The organism is Paraburkholderia oxyphila NBRC 105797 (assembly GCF_000685075.1).
GTDB lineage: Bacteria > Pseudomonadota > Gammaproteobacteria > Burkholderiales > Burkholderiaceae > Paraburkholderia > Paraburkholderia oxyphila.
In genome coordinates this window covers 19,547-34,097 of the sequence record NZ_BAYD01000018.1, presented here as the reverse complement: position 1 = coordinate 34,097, position 14,551 = coordinate 19,547, and the positions used below count along the sequence as shown (strand labels likewise).

Genomic DNA, 14,551 nt, shown 5'->3' with positions numbered 1-14,551 from the left:
TCTCCTGGATCAGGTTGGGTTGCGTTGTGTGCGTATGACGACAAGAGGGAAGGGCGCGCCCTAGCGAAAGCGGATCGAGCAGCCGCCCAGGCCACCGATCGTCGCGCGCAGGCTGTCGCCCGCCACGACCGGCACCATGGCGCCGAGTGCGCCCGAAAGAATCACCGAGCCGGCTTCGAGGGCCGTACCAAGACGGCCCAATGTGTTCGCGAGCCAGGCCACCGCGATAACGGGCGAGCCCATGGTCGCCGCGCCTGCGCCGGTGACCGCCACCGCGCCGTTCTTCTCGAGCACCATGCCGCAGGTGCGCAAGTCCAGCGCGCGCGGATCGATGAGCCGATCGCCGAGGACAAAGAGGCCGCATGAGGCGTTGTCGGCCACGGTGTCCTCGATGCGGATCTTCCAGTCGCGGATGCGCGAGTCCACGATCTCGAAGCACGGCATGACGCCTTCCGTGGCCGCGATCACGTCGGCGGCGCTCACGCCGGGGCCGCGCAGCTCGCGCTTGAGCACGAAGGCGATTTCGGCTTCCGCTTTGGGCTGGATCAGTTCGCGCGTGTCGATCGATGCGCCGTCGTCGCGGATCATGCCGTCGAGCAGCTGGCCGAAATCGGGCTGATTCACGCCGAGCATCGACATCACCGCATCGCTCGTCACGCCGATCTTCTTGCCGACGATGCGCTCTCCGCGCTCGAGACGATGCGAAACGAAGCGCTGCTGGACGCGATAGGCGTCTTCGATCGTCAGCTGCGCGTGGGTCTGCGTAAGCGGCTCGATTGCACTGCGCGTATGCCAGGCGGTGTAGAGGCGATCGCCCAGCGCGTCGAGTGTCGTGGCGTCGAGTGTCATGCGCACGCTCCCGCAAGCGCGGCGGCTTCCTCGGGCAGGCCGTAGATGAAGGGCGGCACGCCCTGGCCCAGCAGATAGCCGCCCAGCACGCCCGCGTTGTCGTCCTCGTTCTGCGTGATGTGATTCGCGGCCACGAGCATCGTGCGCATCCACAGCTGCACGGGATTGTTCAGCCAGATGGCGCGCGCGCTGAGTTTCTTCCAGAGCATCGTCGAGGCGTCGAGACAGTCCTTGCCGCAGCGCTGGATTTCGAGGAAGTGGAACACACGGTCGTGCAGCGGCACGAGTTCGCCACGCTCGACATGGGCCTGCGCCTCGGCGAACACCTGCGCGAGCCGCGCCTGCGCGGAGCGCACCAGCAGCATCGCGTTACCGAGCTTGTCCTTCACATAGGGGTTTTGCGCGGCGGCGCCGGCTGGCCCGACGATATTCTGGCGCGGCGCCATCTGTTCGATGTAGAGGTCGATCATGCCGCGCGCGTAGCCCACGATCACCGACGACACAGCCGAATAGAACACCTGGTTGAACGGATGAAGATACGGCGTGCCGCGCTCGGTCTTCTGGTAGTCGACGATGCTGTGCGAGCGATAGTCGGGAATGAACGCTTCGCCCTTGATGCGCACGCTCTTGCTACCCGTGCCCGCGAGACCCACGACGTGCCAGTCGTCGATGATCTCGTAGTCGCTGCGCGACACCAGAAACGAGCGATAGTCGCGGCGATTGCCTTCGTCGTCGAGCCAGAACGCGCCGAGGATCGCGCCGCCCTGCGCGTGGTCGCAGCCGCTCGACGTCTTCCATTCCCCTCCGAGCATCCAGCCGCCTTCCACCTTGCGGCATTTGCCGAAGGGCGCATACGACGACGCGACCAGCACACTGTTGTCGGCGGCCCACATGTCATGGGCGGCGCGTTCGTCGAACAGGCCGAATTCCCATTGATGGACGCCCAGGATCATCATGTTCCAGGCGCTCGACGGGCAGCCGCGGCCCAGTTCCATCAGCACCTTTGAAAATACGCCCGGGTTCATTTCCCAGCCGCCCCAGCGGCGCGGCTGAAGGATCTTGAAGAATCCGGCTTGCTTGAACGCGTCGATGGTTTCCTTCGGCACGCTGCGCGCTTTCTCGACTTCGGCGGCGTTGGCCCGCAAGGCGGGAATCATGGCGCGAGCGCGCTCCACCAGTTCGCTCACGGTGGGTTGCTGGACGGTATCGGTGAGGGCATTCATGTGTCGTCTCCTGGTTTCTAGTTGATGCTGCTGAAGTGTCCAAACTGGCCCTGCGCGTAGACGAGCGGGGCGGCGGCCGTCTCGCGCATGGCGATGCGTTCGACCTCGCAGATCAGGATCGAATGGCTGTGCGCCGCGACGATCTCGACCACACGACAGGCGAAGCTCGCAAGCGCGCCGGCGAGCATGGGCGGCGTGCCTTGCCACTCGCGCTCGGCAAAGCGCTCGGCGCCGCTCACGTTCGGCACCATGCCGGCAAAGCGCATGGCGACAGGCGTGTCCTCGGCGGCAAGGACGTTGACGCAGAGGGTGCGGGTGCGCTCGAAGGCCGCGTGGGCGAAGACCTTGCGGTTGACGCAGGCGAGCAGGCGCGGCGGCTCGGCGCAAAGCGAGGTGACGGCGGTGGCCGTGAGGCCGACCGGCAGGCCGTCCAGCTCGGAGGTGAGCACGCAGACACCGCCCGCGAGACGGCGCATGCCGGCCCTGAAGGCATCGGGCGTGGCGGGTGTGCCGCACACCACGGGCAGTGTGCAGTCTTGAGTCTCTAGCTGCATGATTAGTATTCCAAACCGTATGAAATAGGGGGATTTCCGTGCGAGCGCAGCAGGTCTATTGCGCAGCGGGCTGCGGGCGATGGCCCCAGTCGCTCAACTGGCTGTAGTTCTTGACTTCCCACGCGTTATCGTCGATGACGATGCCGCCGTAGCCATATTCCAGCCCGAAACCCGACGGCGTTTCCACGTAGAACGAGAACATGCGGTCATTCGGGTGATGACCGAGCCCCGCGTGAATGCGCAGACCGGCCTTCACGCAGCGGTCGTAGGCCATGCCCACGTCGTCCATGTCCTGCACCTGCACGAGCACGTGATGCAGGCGCTTCGGAAACGGCATCGCCATGGTCGCGAGCGAATGGTGGCGGCCCGTGCGTGTGTGGAAGAAGGTGGCATCGACGGTCGCGCCGGGCACGGTGTGCGAGTCGCGGATCGTATCGCTCACGCGCAGGCCCAGCACATTGCGGTAGAAGTCGAGCGATTGCGCGTAGTCGCGTGCGACCGGAAGGATATGGCCCATGCCGAGGCGCCCCGTTTCGAAGCCCGCGCCCTTGAGCAGCGGCGAGCGGAACGGCGTGGAGATGGACGCATGCGTCGGACCGAAATAAAACTCGTGCGTAAAGCCGTTGGGATCGTCGCAGACGTATACGCACTCGACCTGGCGGCTTTCGGCAAGTGCGCGATCGCCCTCGTGCACGGCTATGCGGCTTGCGGTGAGACGCTCGACATAGGCTTCGAGATCGTCGCGCGTGTCGAACTGCCAGCCGGCGGCGGCGATATCGTCGTCATGTCCCTCCACGAGCAGGATGCGCTGCGCGTGCTCGTCCATGCGAAGGCCGAGCATGCCCGGCGCCCGGCGTCCGGGCATGAGGCCGAGAATGCCGGCGGCGAATGCCTCCCAGCGCGCGAGATCGCTCACGCTGAACACGACGTATCCGAGACTTGAAAGCTCCGACATGATGTCTCCTGTTGATTGATTTTTTTGCGCCGGTGCGGGAGCATCGCGGCGCGGCTCCCTTAATGCAACGGTCGTGCCAGCGCGACAATGCTGCGTCGCATCGGGTGGGTCTTGCGGCGTGAACCCCAATGCTGCCGGGGAGTTGGTGCAGATCGCGAGCGGCGCGCGATGCGCGGCGCAGCAAACGGACGGCTCGTAGCCGAAGCTTGAAAATTCGCAGCAGATGTCAAAAAATAGACAGCGACTGAAAAATTCTGGCGGTGCCGCACGCAGCCGCTCACGCGAAAGAACATGGAGACAAACGTGCAGAATGCCTATGCAAGCCGGGCTTTCCCGGACATTGCGCCGATCAGGGACAAGCTTCGTCTCAGGCCCGAACGCGCCGAAATCACGCTGGGCGAGCAGCGCATGGTCCTCATGCACACCGAGTCGCTCAGCGATCTGCGCAGCGAGTTGATCGCCTCGCTCGGCAGCCAGACCGCGCGCACGCTGCTCACGCGCATCGGCTTTTCCACCGGCACGCGCGACGCGCAACTCGCGTTGCAGCTGCACTCGGCCGAAGCAAGCATCTTCGACCTGCTCGCGCGCGGCGGACAGCTGCATGCCTTGCAGGGTGTCGCGCTGGTCGAGATGATCGCCGCGGATATCGACATTGCGAAGGGGCGCTGTTCGCTGGAGTTCTTCTGGAAGCACTCGTTCGAAGACGAGCACTACACGCACACGGAAGGCACCCAGGCAACGCCGGTCTGCTGGCTCGAAACCGGCTATGCCAGCGGCTATTTGAGCGCGTGCGTGGGCAAGCTCATCATCGTGCGCGAGGTCGAATGCCGGGCGACGGGCTTCGAGGCTTGTCGCGTGATCGCGCGTCCCGCGAGCGAGTGGGACGACGCCGAGGCGGACCTGCAATTTCTCAAGGCCCCCGTGATTCCCGAGGCGCCCGCCGCTACGCGCGCCCAGCCCGGCCGGCAGCGCAGCGCGCTTGCGGCGTTCGAGCAGTCGAAGAGCCGCTCGGATATCGTGGGCCTGTCGCCCGCTTATCAGACTGCGGTGGGCAAGATCAACCGTGTCGCGCAAACGGGAGCGACGGTTCTGCTGCTGGGAGAGAGCGGGGTGGGCAAAAGCACATTCGCGCGGCTGCTGCATGAGCAGAGCCGCCGTGCCACGGGTCCCTTCGTCGCCATCAACTGCGCAACGATTCCTGAAACCTTGATGGAGTCCGAACTATTCGGCGTGGAGCGCGGTGCGTTTACCGGGGCCGATGCGGCGCGCGCGGGGCGCTTCGAACTGGCGGAAGGCGGCACACTGTTTCTCGACGAGGTGGCCACGCTGCCGCTCGTCGCGCAAGGCAAGCTGCTGCGCGTGCTGGAGACGGGGCAGTTCGAGCGGCTCGGCAGCGGCGTCGCGCGGCAGGCGAACGTGCGCATTGTCGCGGCGACCAACGAGGATCTCTGGGAGGCCGTGCGGACGGGACATTTCCGCGAGGATCTGTTCTTCCGTCTGTATGTCTTTCCGATCGAGATTCCGCCCTTAAGGCAGCGCAAGGAGGATCTGCCGGTGCTGATCGAGCATTTCATGCAGCGCTTCGCGCATGCCTATGGCCGCGACGTGTATGGGCTGACACCGGAGGCGATGGCCATGTTGCTCGGCTATTCCTGGCCGGGTAATATCCGCGAGCTCTCGAACGTCGTCGAGCGCGCCGTGATTCTCGCAGAAGACGGCCGCTCGCTCGATGCCGTGCATGTCGTGCTCATGAAGGAGTTGAAGCGCGCACCCGCAAAGCCCGTACAAGAAGGTGCCTTTACGGCGCCGCAGGCAGACAGCGCGAAGCCCCTTCCGTCGCGTTCGATTGACGAGATCGTGGCCGAATGGATGAAGGACCGCGGCCTCACGCTCGACGAAATGGAAAACACCATGGTCGATGCGGCGATCGCGCAGGCAGAGGGGAACATGTCGCGCGCGGCGGCGTTGCTCGGCATCTCGCGCGGCCAGCTGCTTTATCGGCGCAAGCGCGGCGGTAGTGGCACCGAGGCGACTTGAGGCAAGTCGATCGAAAGATACGCTTTGATGCCAAAACCCGCCGGCGCGAGCGGAAATTATTTGCCACAAAGCAGCAGCAGGCGCGCCTCGTCCGAACAGGGCCGTTCATTGCTCTTTGGCGTAGTAGCGGCGTGTTGTGGTGTGGCCGGGGCCGCCGCCATCGCGGCGCGATGTGCAAAGCACATCTTCAGGCGCTGCTTGACTGGCTGATAGTATTGCCACCCTTTGCCGAGATCAGGTAATTCGAGCTTGACCTGCTTCCACTTCGGGTGGCCGTGCTCCTGGAGGTTGTCGAAATTCTCGCAAAACGAATCGGCAAAGCGCTTCAGGTTGACGACCGTATCGCGCAGATTGTAATCGTAAGTGACCAGAAAAGCCTTGACTGTCCATGTCGGCACGTCCTCTTTCAACCAGTCTGGATAGCTCGATACGTGGATCGTCGCAGGAAAGTAGGTCTGCTTCGCCCGTGCCGTTTCGGGAGCGTTCGGGTCGACGCGCAGGAAGCGGATCTGCTGCAGCAGTTCCGGCTTCATGTCGGTAAAGAGCTTCGCGGGTTGCCCGGCGACGATGATCGCGACGTCGATCTTCTTCACGATCAGCGCGGCAAGCGCGTCTTCGTTGCTCAGGTGCTGCGCGTTCTGCTCGGGAATCGGTTGGCCGAACATCAGGCGATAGAGTGTCGTTGCCGATTGTGCGGTGCCGCTGCCGATCAGGCCAACGCTGATCGTTTTGTCCTTGATCTCATTGATCGATTTCATTGGCGAATCGTTTCGCACCACAAAATAAATTTCTTCATTATATAGAGGCATGATAAGCCGCAACGGGCGAATCGTCGTGCTGGCTTCTTGGTTGCCGGAATTGGCCATATCCACGTAGGCCTGGTAGACATCGGATTGGACGAGCGCGAGCTTGACGCCAGGCTCGAATCGCATGCGCTGCACGTTTTCAGCGGAGCCTTTGGAGGGCATCACCTCAAGGTCGATGCCAGCCGGTTGCGCAACCCATTTCGACAGGTCCTGGCCGATCTGAATGTACGTACCGCGTTCAGGGCCCGTTACGATCTTGTAGTGCGCGTCTGGCTCAGCTGCGACGGCAAGCGTCGCGAAGAGCAGGGCGAGCAGTGCCGCCAGTCCCGCCAGGGTTGTCTTCAGCATGGTCTCTCTCCCGCGTTGGATGTGATGTACGCAAGATCTTGATGCGTGATGAAATCCTTATCGATGTGTGGAGTCGGACGACACCGCATGCGTCCATCCGGATTGCAGAATCGCGCGCTCCTGCGCTTCGACGCCAGAGCGGTCGCTCGCCGGACTGGGGACACCGGCGCCAGCGGATCCGTTCACGGCAGCGGCAGTGGCCGCATTCCGGTCTTGCGGCAACGGTGGCCCCGCCGTGCTCGTGCCGCGCGGCGACGGAACCGCGGCGGTCGCTGCGGCGGCGTTTTTCGGCGAATTCGGCGAGTTCAGTGGCGTCCAGCCCGTCTGCGTGATGGCGCGCTCCATTAACGATTGCGCGTGCAGGCTGCTCGAATCGATCGCGAGCGCTTCCGATGCCTGTTGCTGCACGCAGGCCCAGGCAAGCCGACTGGCACATTGGTCCGCGTTTTGCAACGCGCTGTCGCGCCGTTGCTCGCGCGCCGCGATGTCACGCTGTATTGCGCGCGCATCCTCATTGTCCGCGTCGCGCAGGATTGCGGCATTGTCCGCGATTTTCGCGTCAGCCAGGTTGTTTTCCGCGAGGCTTGCACGCGCGGCGCGCAGACTGTCGGGGACATCGATGAATTGCGGCGTAGTCGAGCGCGGCCCCGTTTCGGCAGTCGGGGGCAACACGGTCGCTTGTTGCTGAGGCGAAGACCCCGAAATCGTACCGCTGGACGAATACATGCTCTGATCCCCAGTCACGCCTTCATGTTTGAATTTGTCGCCGAGCACTAGATACGCGGCACACGCGATCGCGAGAACGAAGCAGGCAAGCAAAAGGCCCCTCGAGAAGATCCGTCGTCCCAGGCTCCAGAAGAGTGACTCGTGCGTGATCGGCGCTGGCGAGTCCTTCAGGTAGTCCGGCCTTACCGAGGAGGGAGCGGATGCGGACACGCCGGCCGGTGATGGCTTTGCGGCCGCTGGGGGCTGCGATTCCGCGGGATCTCGAACTCTTAATCGGGCTTTCGCACGCGTCTCCAGCCCAGCCTTGTCGACTGGAAGATTCGCGCCGCAGTGAGGGCAGAAGTCGGCGTGCTCATAGATGACTGTGCCGCAACGCTTGCACACCGAGGGGAAATGCTGGTCACGGGTAATCTGAGCGGACATAGCGTTGACTCACCGTAGTGGCGATGCCAATTCTGCATGCTCAGGATCGTCGTTGAGGCGAACGGCGAAGACTCGCGGAACTCACGATCTACATGCGCAAGAAAGCGGCGAGGCCGGACCCAGCGCAGCCGCTAAAAGCAGAATATCGGTGCTTTCCACCGGCGCGTCAATCGCCGATGTTACCTACCGCACATATCGGTTGGCGCAACATGCATATCGGTTGGCGCAACATGCGTCTGGACGCTTGAATTATGGGAATTCTTAAGCACAGGCATCTTTTGTTTGCGCGCCGGACCTTTTGTTCATAACAATAGCCAGGTTCACACGAGCGCGGCGAGGCGAGGAAACAGGACAAGGGCGTTGCCGCGGTTGATCGAAGCCTGCTGGTTGGCGCTCAACACCGCGCTGCCATCCTGTCGCGCGGTGAAGGACGCACTGATGGGCGCGGGCGCGTACGGAAAATCGCTTCCGAACAGGATGCGATCGGGCTTCGCGAACGCCGCGAGGCTAGGCAGCGCCGACGGCGACGACAACGCGGTATCGAAGTAGAACGTCCGGAGCAGGTCGAGCAGTCCGTCGGGGGGCGGGACGTCGTTGCGCGCGACTGGCGCCACTTCTGCGATCCGGCGTGCCGCGTATGGCAGGAAGCCGCCCGCGTGGGACAGGATGATGCGCACGTTCGGGTACCGGGAGATCACGCCGTTGAGCACGAGTTGCACTGCGGTGCGCGTCGTATCGAACGGGTAGTCGAGCATCGGGCCGGGCATCCCTGGCATGTGCGCGATCGGGGGCATCGTGGGGTGGATGAAGACCACCGCCTGGCGGCAGTCGAGTTCGGCCCATACGGGTTCGAACGCTGGGTCGCCGAGATAGACGCCATCGTAGTTGCTCAGGAGTACGACGCCGTCGACGTTCAGCGCGTCGAACGCATGGCCGATTTCTGCCAGCGAGCCATCGACGTCAGGCAGCGGTAACGTCGCGAAGTTGCCGAAACGCGCCGGATGTTTCGCAACGATGTCGGCTGTGTATTCATTCACCTTGCGCGCGAGGTCGCGCTTCTCTTGACCACTCCACCCCTTCACGCCCGGCGCCGTCAGCGACACCACGCCGGTTGCGATCTCCAGTGAATCCATGAAGGCGAGCGCGCTGTCCACGCTCCACGCAGGGCAATTCCAGCCGGACGGATCGCCGCCGTGCGCGGGCAGCGCGTTGGCCCAGAATGGCGGGACGATGTGTTGGTGAACATCGATGCGGTTGCGGTGAGACATGAATGGGCTCCTGTAGGGGGGCACTGCGGCGAAGGGTACGGCCGTCACTATGCGCGCGGTTGATTTTTCGATCCAATAGATTAAATTGCAGGATTGATTGTTTTGAGTGATTAATCGACCATGGATCTTCGCCATTTACGCTACTTTCTTGCGGTTGCCGAAGAGGCGCATTTCGGCCGCGCGGCGCAACGGCTGCATATCGTGCAGCCCGCGCTGAGCGCGCAGATCCGCGCGCTCGAGGATGAACTGGGAACGGCGCTGTTCGAGCGCAGCACGCGCAAGGTGGCGCTGACTGACGCCGGCCGGCTGCTGGTGATCGAGGCGCAGCGTACGCTCGAGCAGGCCGAGCGCGCGAAGACGCTGGTCCAGCGTGCGGCTCGCGGCGAGACGGGCGTGGTGCGGATCGGCTTCGTCGGGAATGCGCTTGCGTCGGCGCGGCTGTCCGAGGACCTGGCCGCGTTTCATGCGACGTGGCCGGGCGTGGTGCTCGACCTGCACGAAATGGCTCCGTCCGCGCAGCAGGAGGCGATCCTCGCGGATCGCCTCGACATCGGCTATTGCCCGGCGTTCGGCACGGCCTTCGAGGCGAAGCTCGCCGTGCGAACGGTCGGAAGCTGGTCGTGGGAAGTGGCGATGAGCGACCGGCATCCGCTGGCGAAGCGGCGCTCAGTGAGCGTCGCGGCGCTTGCGGACGAACCGTTCATCGTCTATGCCGCTCACGGCGACGACGAAGGGCAAGTGGCGATCCTGCGCCAGGTGCTCGGCAAGGAGCCGCGCGTCGCGTACAAGATGGGCAGCACGCTCTCCGCGCTCGCGCTGACGGCCGCGGGCCTCGGGCTGGTGCTCGCGCCCGAGCCGGTGAGCCGGATCGCGATACCGAACGTCGTCTATCGCAAGCTGGCGAGCCGCGGCCCGAAATCGGAGCTGGTGGTGATCAGTCGGATCGGTGGGGCGTGGGGGGCGACTCAGCGGTATCTGGAGATGCTCGGAGAGCCCGCTGTGTGAATGTTGTGTGAACGCGACTCTCGCCTTCGGGTTCGTCCTCAAGATCCACGCCGCCCGGCAGGCTCATTGGATCGATCGATATTTACACCTTTTTTATTCAGCCTTGCCTAGGCTTGACATGTCGTTTATGACACGCGGCTTGCCGCTCGCGTCGTCATTGCCCGAACCATTACCGGGGAGCGGAAATGGATCTGATCTACATTGCCGGCATCGCCGTCTTTCTGGGGCTCTCTCTCGCGCTTGTCGTCGGATGCGAGAAACTGCACCGGCACGCACCGGGAGGCCGGCCATGACCACCTGGATGATCTGGCTCGCCGCTGCTTCGACGCTTCTGCTGCTCGTGTACCTTGTGTACGCACTACTGCGCGCGGAGGAACTCGAATGAATGCGTACAATCTGTTCCAGGTCGTGCTTTTCATCGTAGTCCTGATCGCCGTTGCGATCCCGCTGGGCCACTACATGGCCTCGGTGCTTGATGGCTCATCTTCCGTCGTGCTCAGGATCGGGCGACCCATCGAACATCTGCTCTATCGACTCGCGGGCGTGGATCCGGCCGCCGAAATGTCGTGGAAACAGTACGCGGTTGCGGTCCTGCTTTTCAATGCACTGGGCGCATTGGCGGTGTACGGCTTCCTGAGGCTGCAACAGTGGCTGCCCGCCAACCCGCAGGGTTTTGGCCCGATGACGCCCGATGCCGCTTTCAATACGGCAGTCAGCTTCATCACCAACACGAACTGGCAGGACTATACGCCGGAAACCACGGTCAGCTATCTCACGCAGATGGCGGCCCTCACCGTGCAGAACTTCCTTTCCGCCGCCACCGGCATTGCGGTAGCCATTGCGCTTATCCGGGGCTTTGCCCGTCACACGGCAAAGACGATAGGCAACTTCTGGGTCGACCTGACGCGTACCACCCTGTACATCCTCATGCCCGTTGCGTTTGTACTGGCGCTCGTGTTTGTCAGTCAGGGCGCGATCCAGAACTTCAGGTCGTATGTTGACGTGCCGACGCTTCAGGTCACGACCTGGCAGGCGCCGAAGACCGACGCGCAAGGCAACGCGCTCAAGGATGCGAAGGGCAATCCGGTGATGCAGGACATGAAGGCCGACAAGCAGACCATCGCGATGGGGCCGCTGGCCTCCCAGGAAGCGATCAAGATGCTCGGCACCAATGGCGGCGGCTTCTTCAATGCAAATTCCGCGCATCCGTATGAGAACCCGACGCCGCTGTCGAATTTCGTCCAGATGGTCGCCATGCTGTGCATTGGGGCGGCGTTGTGCATCGTTTTCGGCAGAATGGTCGGCGACAACCGGCAGGGCTATGCAGTCCTTGCGGCGATGACCATCGCGTTCGCGATTGGATGCTGGGGTGAGATCTCGGCCGAGCAGGCGGGCAATCCGTTGTTCACCTCGCTGCAGGTCGACCAGAGCAGGTCCGCACTGCAGCCTGGGGGCAACATGGAAGGCAAGGAGGTGCGCTTCGGCATTGCGGATTCCGGTATTTTCACGGTCGCGACCACGTCCGCGTCGTGCGGCGCAGTCAACAACGCACACGATTCGCTGACGCCGATGGGGGGATTCGTGCCGATCCTGATGATGCAGCTGGGCGAGGTGATCTACGGCGGGGTCGGCTCGGGGCTTTACGGGATGCTGGTCTTTGCCCTGCTTGCGGTGTTCATCGCGGGCTTGATGATCGGTCGGACACCTGAGTATATCGGCAAGAAGATCGAGTCGTATGAGATGAAAATGGTGGCCATCGCGGTACTCGCCATGCCGATGATCGTGCTGGTTGGCACGTCGATAGGCGTGTTGTCACCGCTGGGCACCGCGGGTATCGCCAACCCCGGCCCGCACGGATTCTCTGAAATTCTCTATGCGTTCACCTCGGTCACGAACAACAACGGCAGCGCGTTTGCCGGGCTCTCGGTCAATACGCCTTTCTACAACGTATTGCTGGCGATCGCCATGTGGTTTGGCCGGTTCGTTCCAGCAATCGCGGTACTCGCGGTCGCGGGGTCCCTCGCGGAAAAAAAGCGTCTCGCCGTAACCGAGGGGACGTTGCCCACGCATGGACCCCTCTTCGTCGTGATGCTGCTCGGCGCCGTGCTGCTGATTGGCGCGCTCACGTTCGTGCCTGCGCTTGCGCTCGGTCCGGTCGCGGAGCATCTGTCGATGATTTCCGGTCACTGAATGCGAGGAAAGCATGACTACGTCCAGTCAGCCGCCTGTCCATCGTCCCGACAATCTCGGCCAGGCACGTACGGCTGCACACTCGATGTTTGAGCCGGTGCTCGTGAAGCCCGCGATTGTCGAGTCGTTCAGAAAGCTCACGCCCCGCACGCAACTGCGCAATCCGGTGATGTTCTGTGTGTATGTGGGCAGCATCCTGACCACGATCCTCTGGTTTGCCGCGCTCACCGGCCAGGCGGAGGCGCCAGCGGGCTTCATCCTCGCCGTTGCGCTGTGGCTGTGGTTTACGGTGCTGTTCGCAAACTTCGCGGAGGCGCTTGCCGAAGGCCGCTCGAAAGCCCAGGCCGCTTCGCTGCGCAGCGCGAAGCACAATGTGATGGCCAAGAAGCTCAACGCCCCGAATCCGAAGGCGCCCGTTCTTCTCACGACTTCGACCGACCTGAGAAAGGGCGATGTCGTGCTGATCGAGGCGGGCGACACGATTCCGGCCGACGGCGAGGTCATCGAAGGCGTCGCGTCCGTTGACGAATCGGCCATCACAGGCGAATCCGCGCCGGTCATCCGCGAGTCGGGCGGCGACTTTTCGTCGGTGACGGGCGGGACACGCGTGCTCTCGGACTGGATTGTCGTGCGGGTCTCGGTGAATCCCGGAGAGGCGTTTCTCGACCGGATGATTGCGATGGTCGAAGGAGCAAAGCGCCAGAAGACGCCGAACGAGATCGCGCTGACGATCCTGCTGGTTGCATTGACGCTCGTGCTGCTGTTTGCCACGGCAACGTTGCTGCCATTCTCGATGTTCTCCGTTGACGCCGTCCACGCCGGTCATGTGGTGACCATTACGGCCCTGGTGGCCCTGCTGGTCTGCCTGATTCCGACCACGATCGGGGGGCTGCTTTCGGCGATTGGCGTGGCGGGCATGAGCCGGATGATGCAGGCGAACGTGATTGCAACGTCGGGCCGCGCGGTGGAAGCGGCCGGCGACGTCGACGTGCTGCTGCTCGACAAGACGGGCACGATCACGCTGGGCAACCGGCAGGCGTCGACTTTCATACCGGCTCCGGGCGTCTCGGAGCAGGACCTTGCGGACGCGGCGCAGCTTGCCTCGCTGGCCGACGAGACACCGGAAGGCCGCAGCATCGTCGTGCTGGCGAAGCAGCGCTTCAATATCCGCGAGCGCGACATGGGGGCGTTGCACGCCACGTTCCTCGGCTTCACGGCGCAAACGCGGATGAGCGGCGTTGACCTGCCTGACCGGGAGATCCGCAAGGGCGCGTCCGATGCGGTGAAGCTGTACATCGAGGCGCATGGTGGCCGCTATCCCGCGGAAGTCAACAACGCGGTGACCGACGTTGCACGGCGCGGCAGTACACCGCTGGTCGTCGCGGAAAAGCCGGGCGCGCATGGCAGCCCGGATAGCGCTCCCGCACGCATACTCGGCGTGATCGAATTGAAGGATATCGTCAAGGGCGGTATCAAGGAGCGCTTTGCCGAGCTGCGCAAGATGGGCATCAAGACCGTGATGATCACGGGCGACAACCGGTTGACAGCCGCAGCGATTGCGGCAGAAGCCGGCGTCGACGACTTCCTCGCCGAAGCCACGCCCGAAGCGAAGCTGAAGATGATTCGAGGTCACCAGACGGCAGGACGGCTCGTCGCAATGACGGGTGACGGGACCAACGACGCGCCGGCGCTCGCGCAGGCCGATGTCGCCGTCGCGATGAACACCGGCACGCAGGCCGCAAAGGAAGCGGGCAACATGGTCGATCTCGATTCGAATCCCACGAAGCTGATCGAGATCGTCGAGATTGGCAAGCAGATGCTGATGACACGCGGCTCGCTCACGACGTTCTCGATCGCGAACGACGTCGCCAAGTACTTCGCGATCATTCCGGCGGCCTTTGCGTCGACCTACCCGAACCTGCGCGTGCTCGACGTGATGCACCTGACGTCACCCTCATCGGCCATCCTGTCGGCGGTGATCTTCAACGCGCTGATCATCGTCGCGCTCATACCGCTCGCGCTCAAGGGTGTCCCGTATCGCGCGCTCGGCGCGGCAGCGGTGCTGCGCCGGAATCTGCTCATTTATGGTCTTGGCGGCATCCTGATGCCATTTCCGTTCATCAAGCTGATCGACATGCTGCTTACCGCATTGGGATGGGCCTGAGCC

The 14,551-nt window shown here is 63.4% G+C and carries 12 protein-coding genes and 1 pseudogene; 5 read left to right on the top strand and 8 right to left on the bottom strand.

Going from position 1 to position 14,551, the window contains the following annotated elements:
• Positions 1 to 60: 60 nt before the first annotated feature.
• From dmpE to BO1_RS14245, 4 genes are read right to left on the bottom strand one after another with little or no spacing between them, the layout of a single operon-like run.
• Positions 61 to 849, bottom strand: a complete 789-nt coding sequence (dmpE, locus tag BO1_RS14260; protein ID WP_028218124.1) for a 2-oxopent-4-enoate hydratase — start codon at positions 847 to 849, stop codon at positions 61 to 63.
• Positions 846 to 2,072: an acyl-CoA dehydrogenase family protein gene (locus tag BO1_RS14255; RefSeq protein ID WP_028218123.1), complete on the bottom strand. Its 1,227-nt coding sequence runs from the start codon at positions 2,070 to 2,072 to the stop codon at positions 846 to 848. The genes dmpE and BO1_RS14255 overlap by 4 nt, the downstream gene beginning before the upstream one ends.
• Positions 2,073 to 2,089: 17 nt before the next feature.
• The gene (locus BO1_RS51085) at positions 2,090 to 2,626 is read right to left on the bottom strand and encodes a flavin reductase family protein (protein WP_052409465.1); all 537 of its coding nucleotides are present in this window, start codon (positions 2,624 to 2,626) and stop codon (positions 2,090 to 2,092) included.
• A gap of 55 nt (positions 2,627 to 2,681) precedes the next feature.
• A complete protein-coding gene (locus BO1_RS14245; protein ID WP_028218122.1) occupies positions 2,682 to 3,581 on the bottom strand; it encodes a VOC family protein in 900 nt (299 codons plus the stop codon).
• Between the two features lie 303 nt (positions 3,582 to 3,884).
• Between BO1_RS14245 and BO1_RS51080 the strand changes: the two genes are divergently transcribed.
• Positions 3,885 to 5,618, top strand: coding sequence for a sigma-54-dependent Fis family transcriptional regulator (locus tag BO1_RS51080; RefSeq protein ID WP_167338347.1), 1,734 nt, complete (start codon positions 3,885 to 3,887; stop codon positions 5,616 to 5,618).
• 56 nt (positions 5,619 to 5,674) lie between these two features.
• Here BO1_RS51080 and BO1_RS14235 read toward each other — a convergent pair whose 3' ends face one another.
• The 4 genes and pseudogenes from BO1_RS14235 to BO1_RS14225 all read right to left on the bottom strand — a co-directional run bounded on the left by BO1_RS14235 (position 5,675) and on the right by BO1_RS14225 (position 9,189).
• Positions 5,675 to 6,772, bottom strand: coding sequence for a TAXI family TRAP transporter solute-binding subunit (locus BO1_RS14235; protein ID WP_028218121.1), 1,098 nt, complete (start codon positions 6,770 to 6,772; stop codon positions 5,675 to 5,677).
• A 57-nt stretch (positions 6,773 to 6,829) separates the two neighbouring features.
• Entirely contained in the window at positions 6,830 to 7,444 is a 615-nt protein-coding gene (locus tag BO1_RS61130) for a hypothetical protein (protein ID WP_245643794.1), read from the bottom strand.
• Positions 7,445 to 7,819: 375 nt separating this feature from the next.
• Positions 7,820 to 7,921 (bottom strand): annotated as a pseudogene (locus BO1_RS62015) (zinc-ribbon domain-containing protein); the annotation flags it as partial.
• A 320-nt stretch (positions 7,922 to 8,241) separates the two neighbouring features.
• Positions 8,242 to 9,189, bottom strand: coding sequence for an amidohydrolase family protein (locus tag BO1_RS14225; RefSeq protein WP_028218119.1), 948 nt, complete (start codon positions 9,187 to 9,189; stop codon positions 8,242 to 8,244).
• Positions 9,190 to 9,309: 120 nt separating this feature from the next.
• Here BO1_RS14225 and BO1_RS14220 point away from each other — a divergent pair, with 120 nt between their 5' ends.
• From BO1_RS14220 to kdpB, 4 genes are all read left to right on the top strand, one after another.
• Entirely contained in the window at positions 9,310 to 10,194 is an 885-nt protein-coding gene (locus tag BO1_RS14220; RefSeq protein ID WP_028218118.1) for a LysR substrate-binding domain-containing protein, read from the top strand.
• A gap of 289 nt (positions 10,195 to 10,483) precedes the next feature.
• Positions 10,484 to 10,579 (top strand): potassium-transporting ATPase subunit F, encoded by a 96-nt coding sequence (locus BO1_RS14215; protein WP_028218117.1) that lies wholly within the window; start codon positions 10,484 to 10,486, stop codon positions 10,577 to 10,579.
• Positions 10,576 to 12,384 (top strand): potassium-transporting ATPase subunit KdpA, encoded by a 1,809-nt coding sequence (kdpA, locus tag BO1_RS14210; RefSeq protein WP_028218116.1) that lies wholly within the window; start codon positions 10,576 to 10,578, stop codon positions 12,382 to 12,384. Before BO1_RS14215 ends, kdpA begins: the two co-directional genes overlap by 4 nt.
• A 13-nt stretch (positions 12,385 to 12,397) precedes the next feature.
• Positions 12,398 to 14,548 carry a potassium-transporting ATPase subunit KdpB gene (kdpB, locus tag BO1_RS14205; RefSeq protein WP_084687959.1) on the top strand — a complete coding sequence of 717 codons (2,151 nt, stop codon included), beginning with the start codon at positions 12,398 to 12,400 and terminating at the stop codon, positions 14,546 to 14,548.
• Positions 14,549 to 14,551: the final 3 nt, after the last annotated feature.

Coding starts and splice junctions, on each gene's coding strand:
- dmpE (WP_028218124.1), bottom strand. CDS start 849: ATGACACTCGACGCCACGACACTCGACGCGCTGGGCGATCGCCTCTAC.
- BO1_RS14255 (WP_028218123.1), bottom strand. CDS start 2,072: ATGAATGCCCTCACCGATACCGTCCAGCAACCCACCGTGAGCGAACTG.
- BO1_RS51085 (WP_052409465.1), bottom strand. CDS start 2,626: ATGCAGCTAGAGACTCAAGACTGCACACTGCCCGTGGTGTGCGGCACA.
- BO1_RS14245 (WP_028218122.1), bottom strand. CDS start 3,581: ATGTCGGAGCTTTCAAGTCTCGGATACGTCGTGTTCAGCGTGAGCGAT.
- BO1_RS14235 (WP_028218121.1), bottom strand. CDS start 6,772: ATGCTGAAGACAACCCTGGCGGGACTGGCGGCACTGCTCGCCCTGCTC.
- BO1_RS14225 (WP_028218119.1), bottom strand. CDS start 9,189: ATGTCTCACCGCAACCGCATCGATGTTCACCAACACATCGTCCCGCCA.
- BO1_RS14220 (WP_028218118.1), top strand. CDS start 9,310: ATGGATCTTCGCCATTTACGCTACTTTCTTGCGGTTGCCGAAGAGGCG.
- BO1_RS14215 (WP_028218117.1), top strand. CDS start 10,484: ATGACCACCTGGATGATCTGGCTCGCCGCTGCTTCGACGCTTCTGCTG.
- kdpA (WP_028218116.1), top strand. CDS start 10,576: ATGAATGCGTACAATCTGTTCCAGGTCGTGCTTTTCATCGTAGTCCTG.
- kdpB (WP_084687959.1), top strand. CDS start 12,398: ATGACTACGTCCAGTCAGCCGCCTGTCCATCGTCCCGACAATCTCGGC.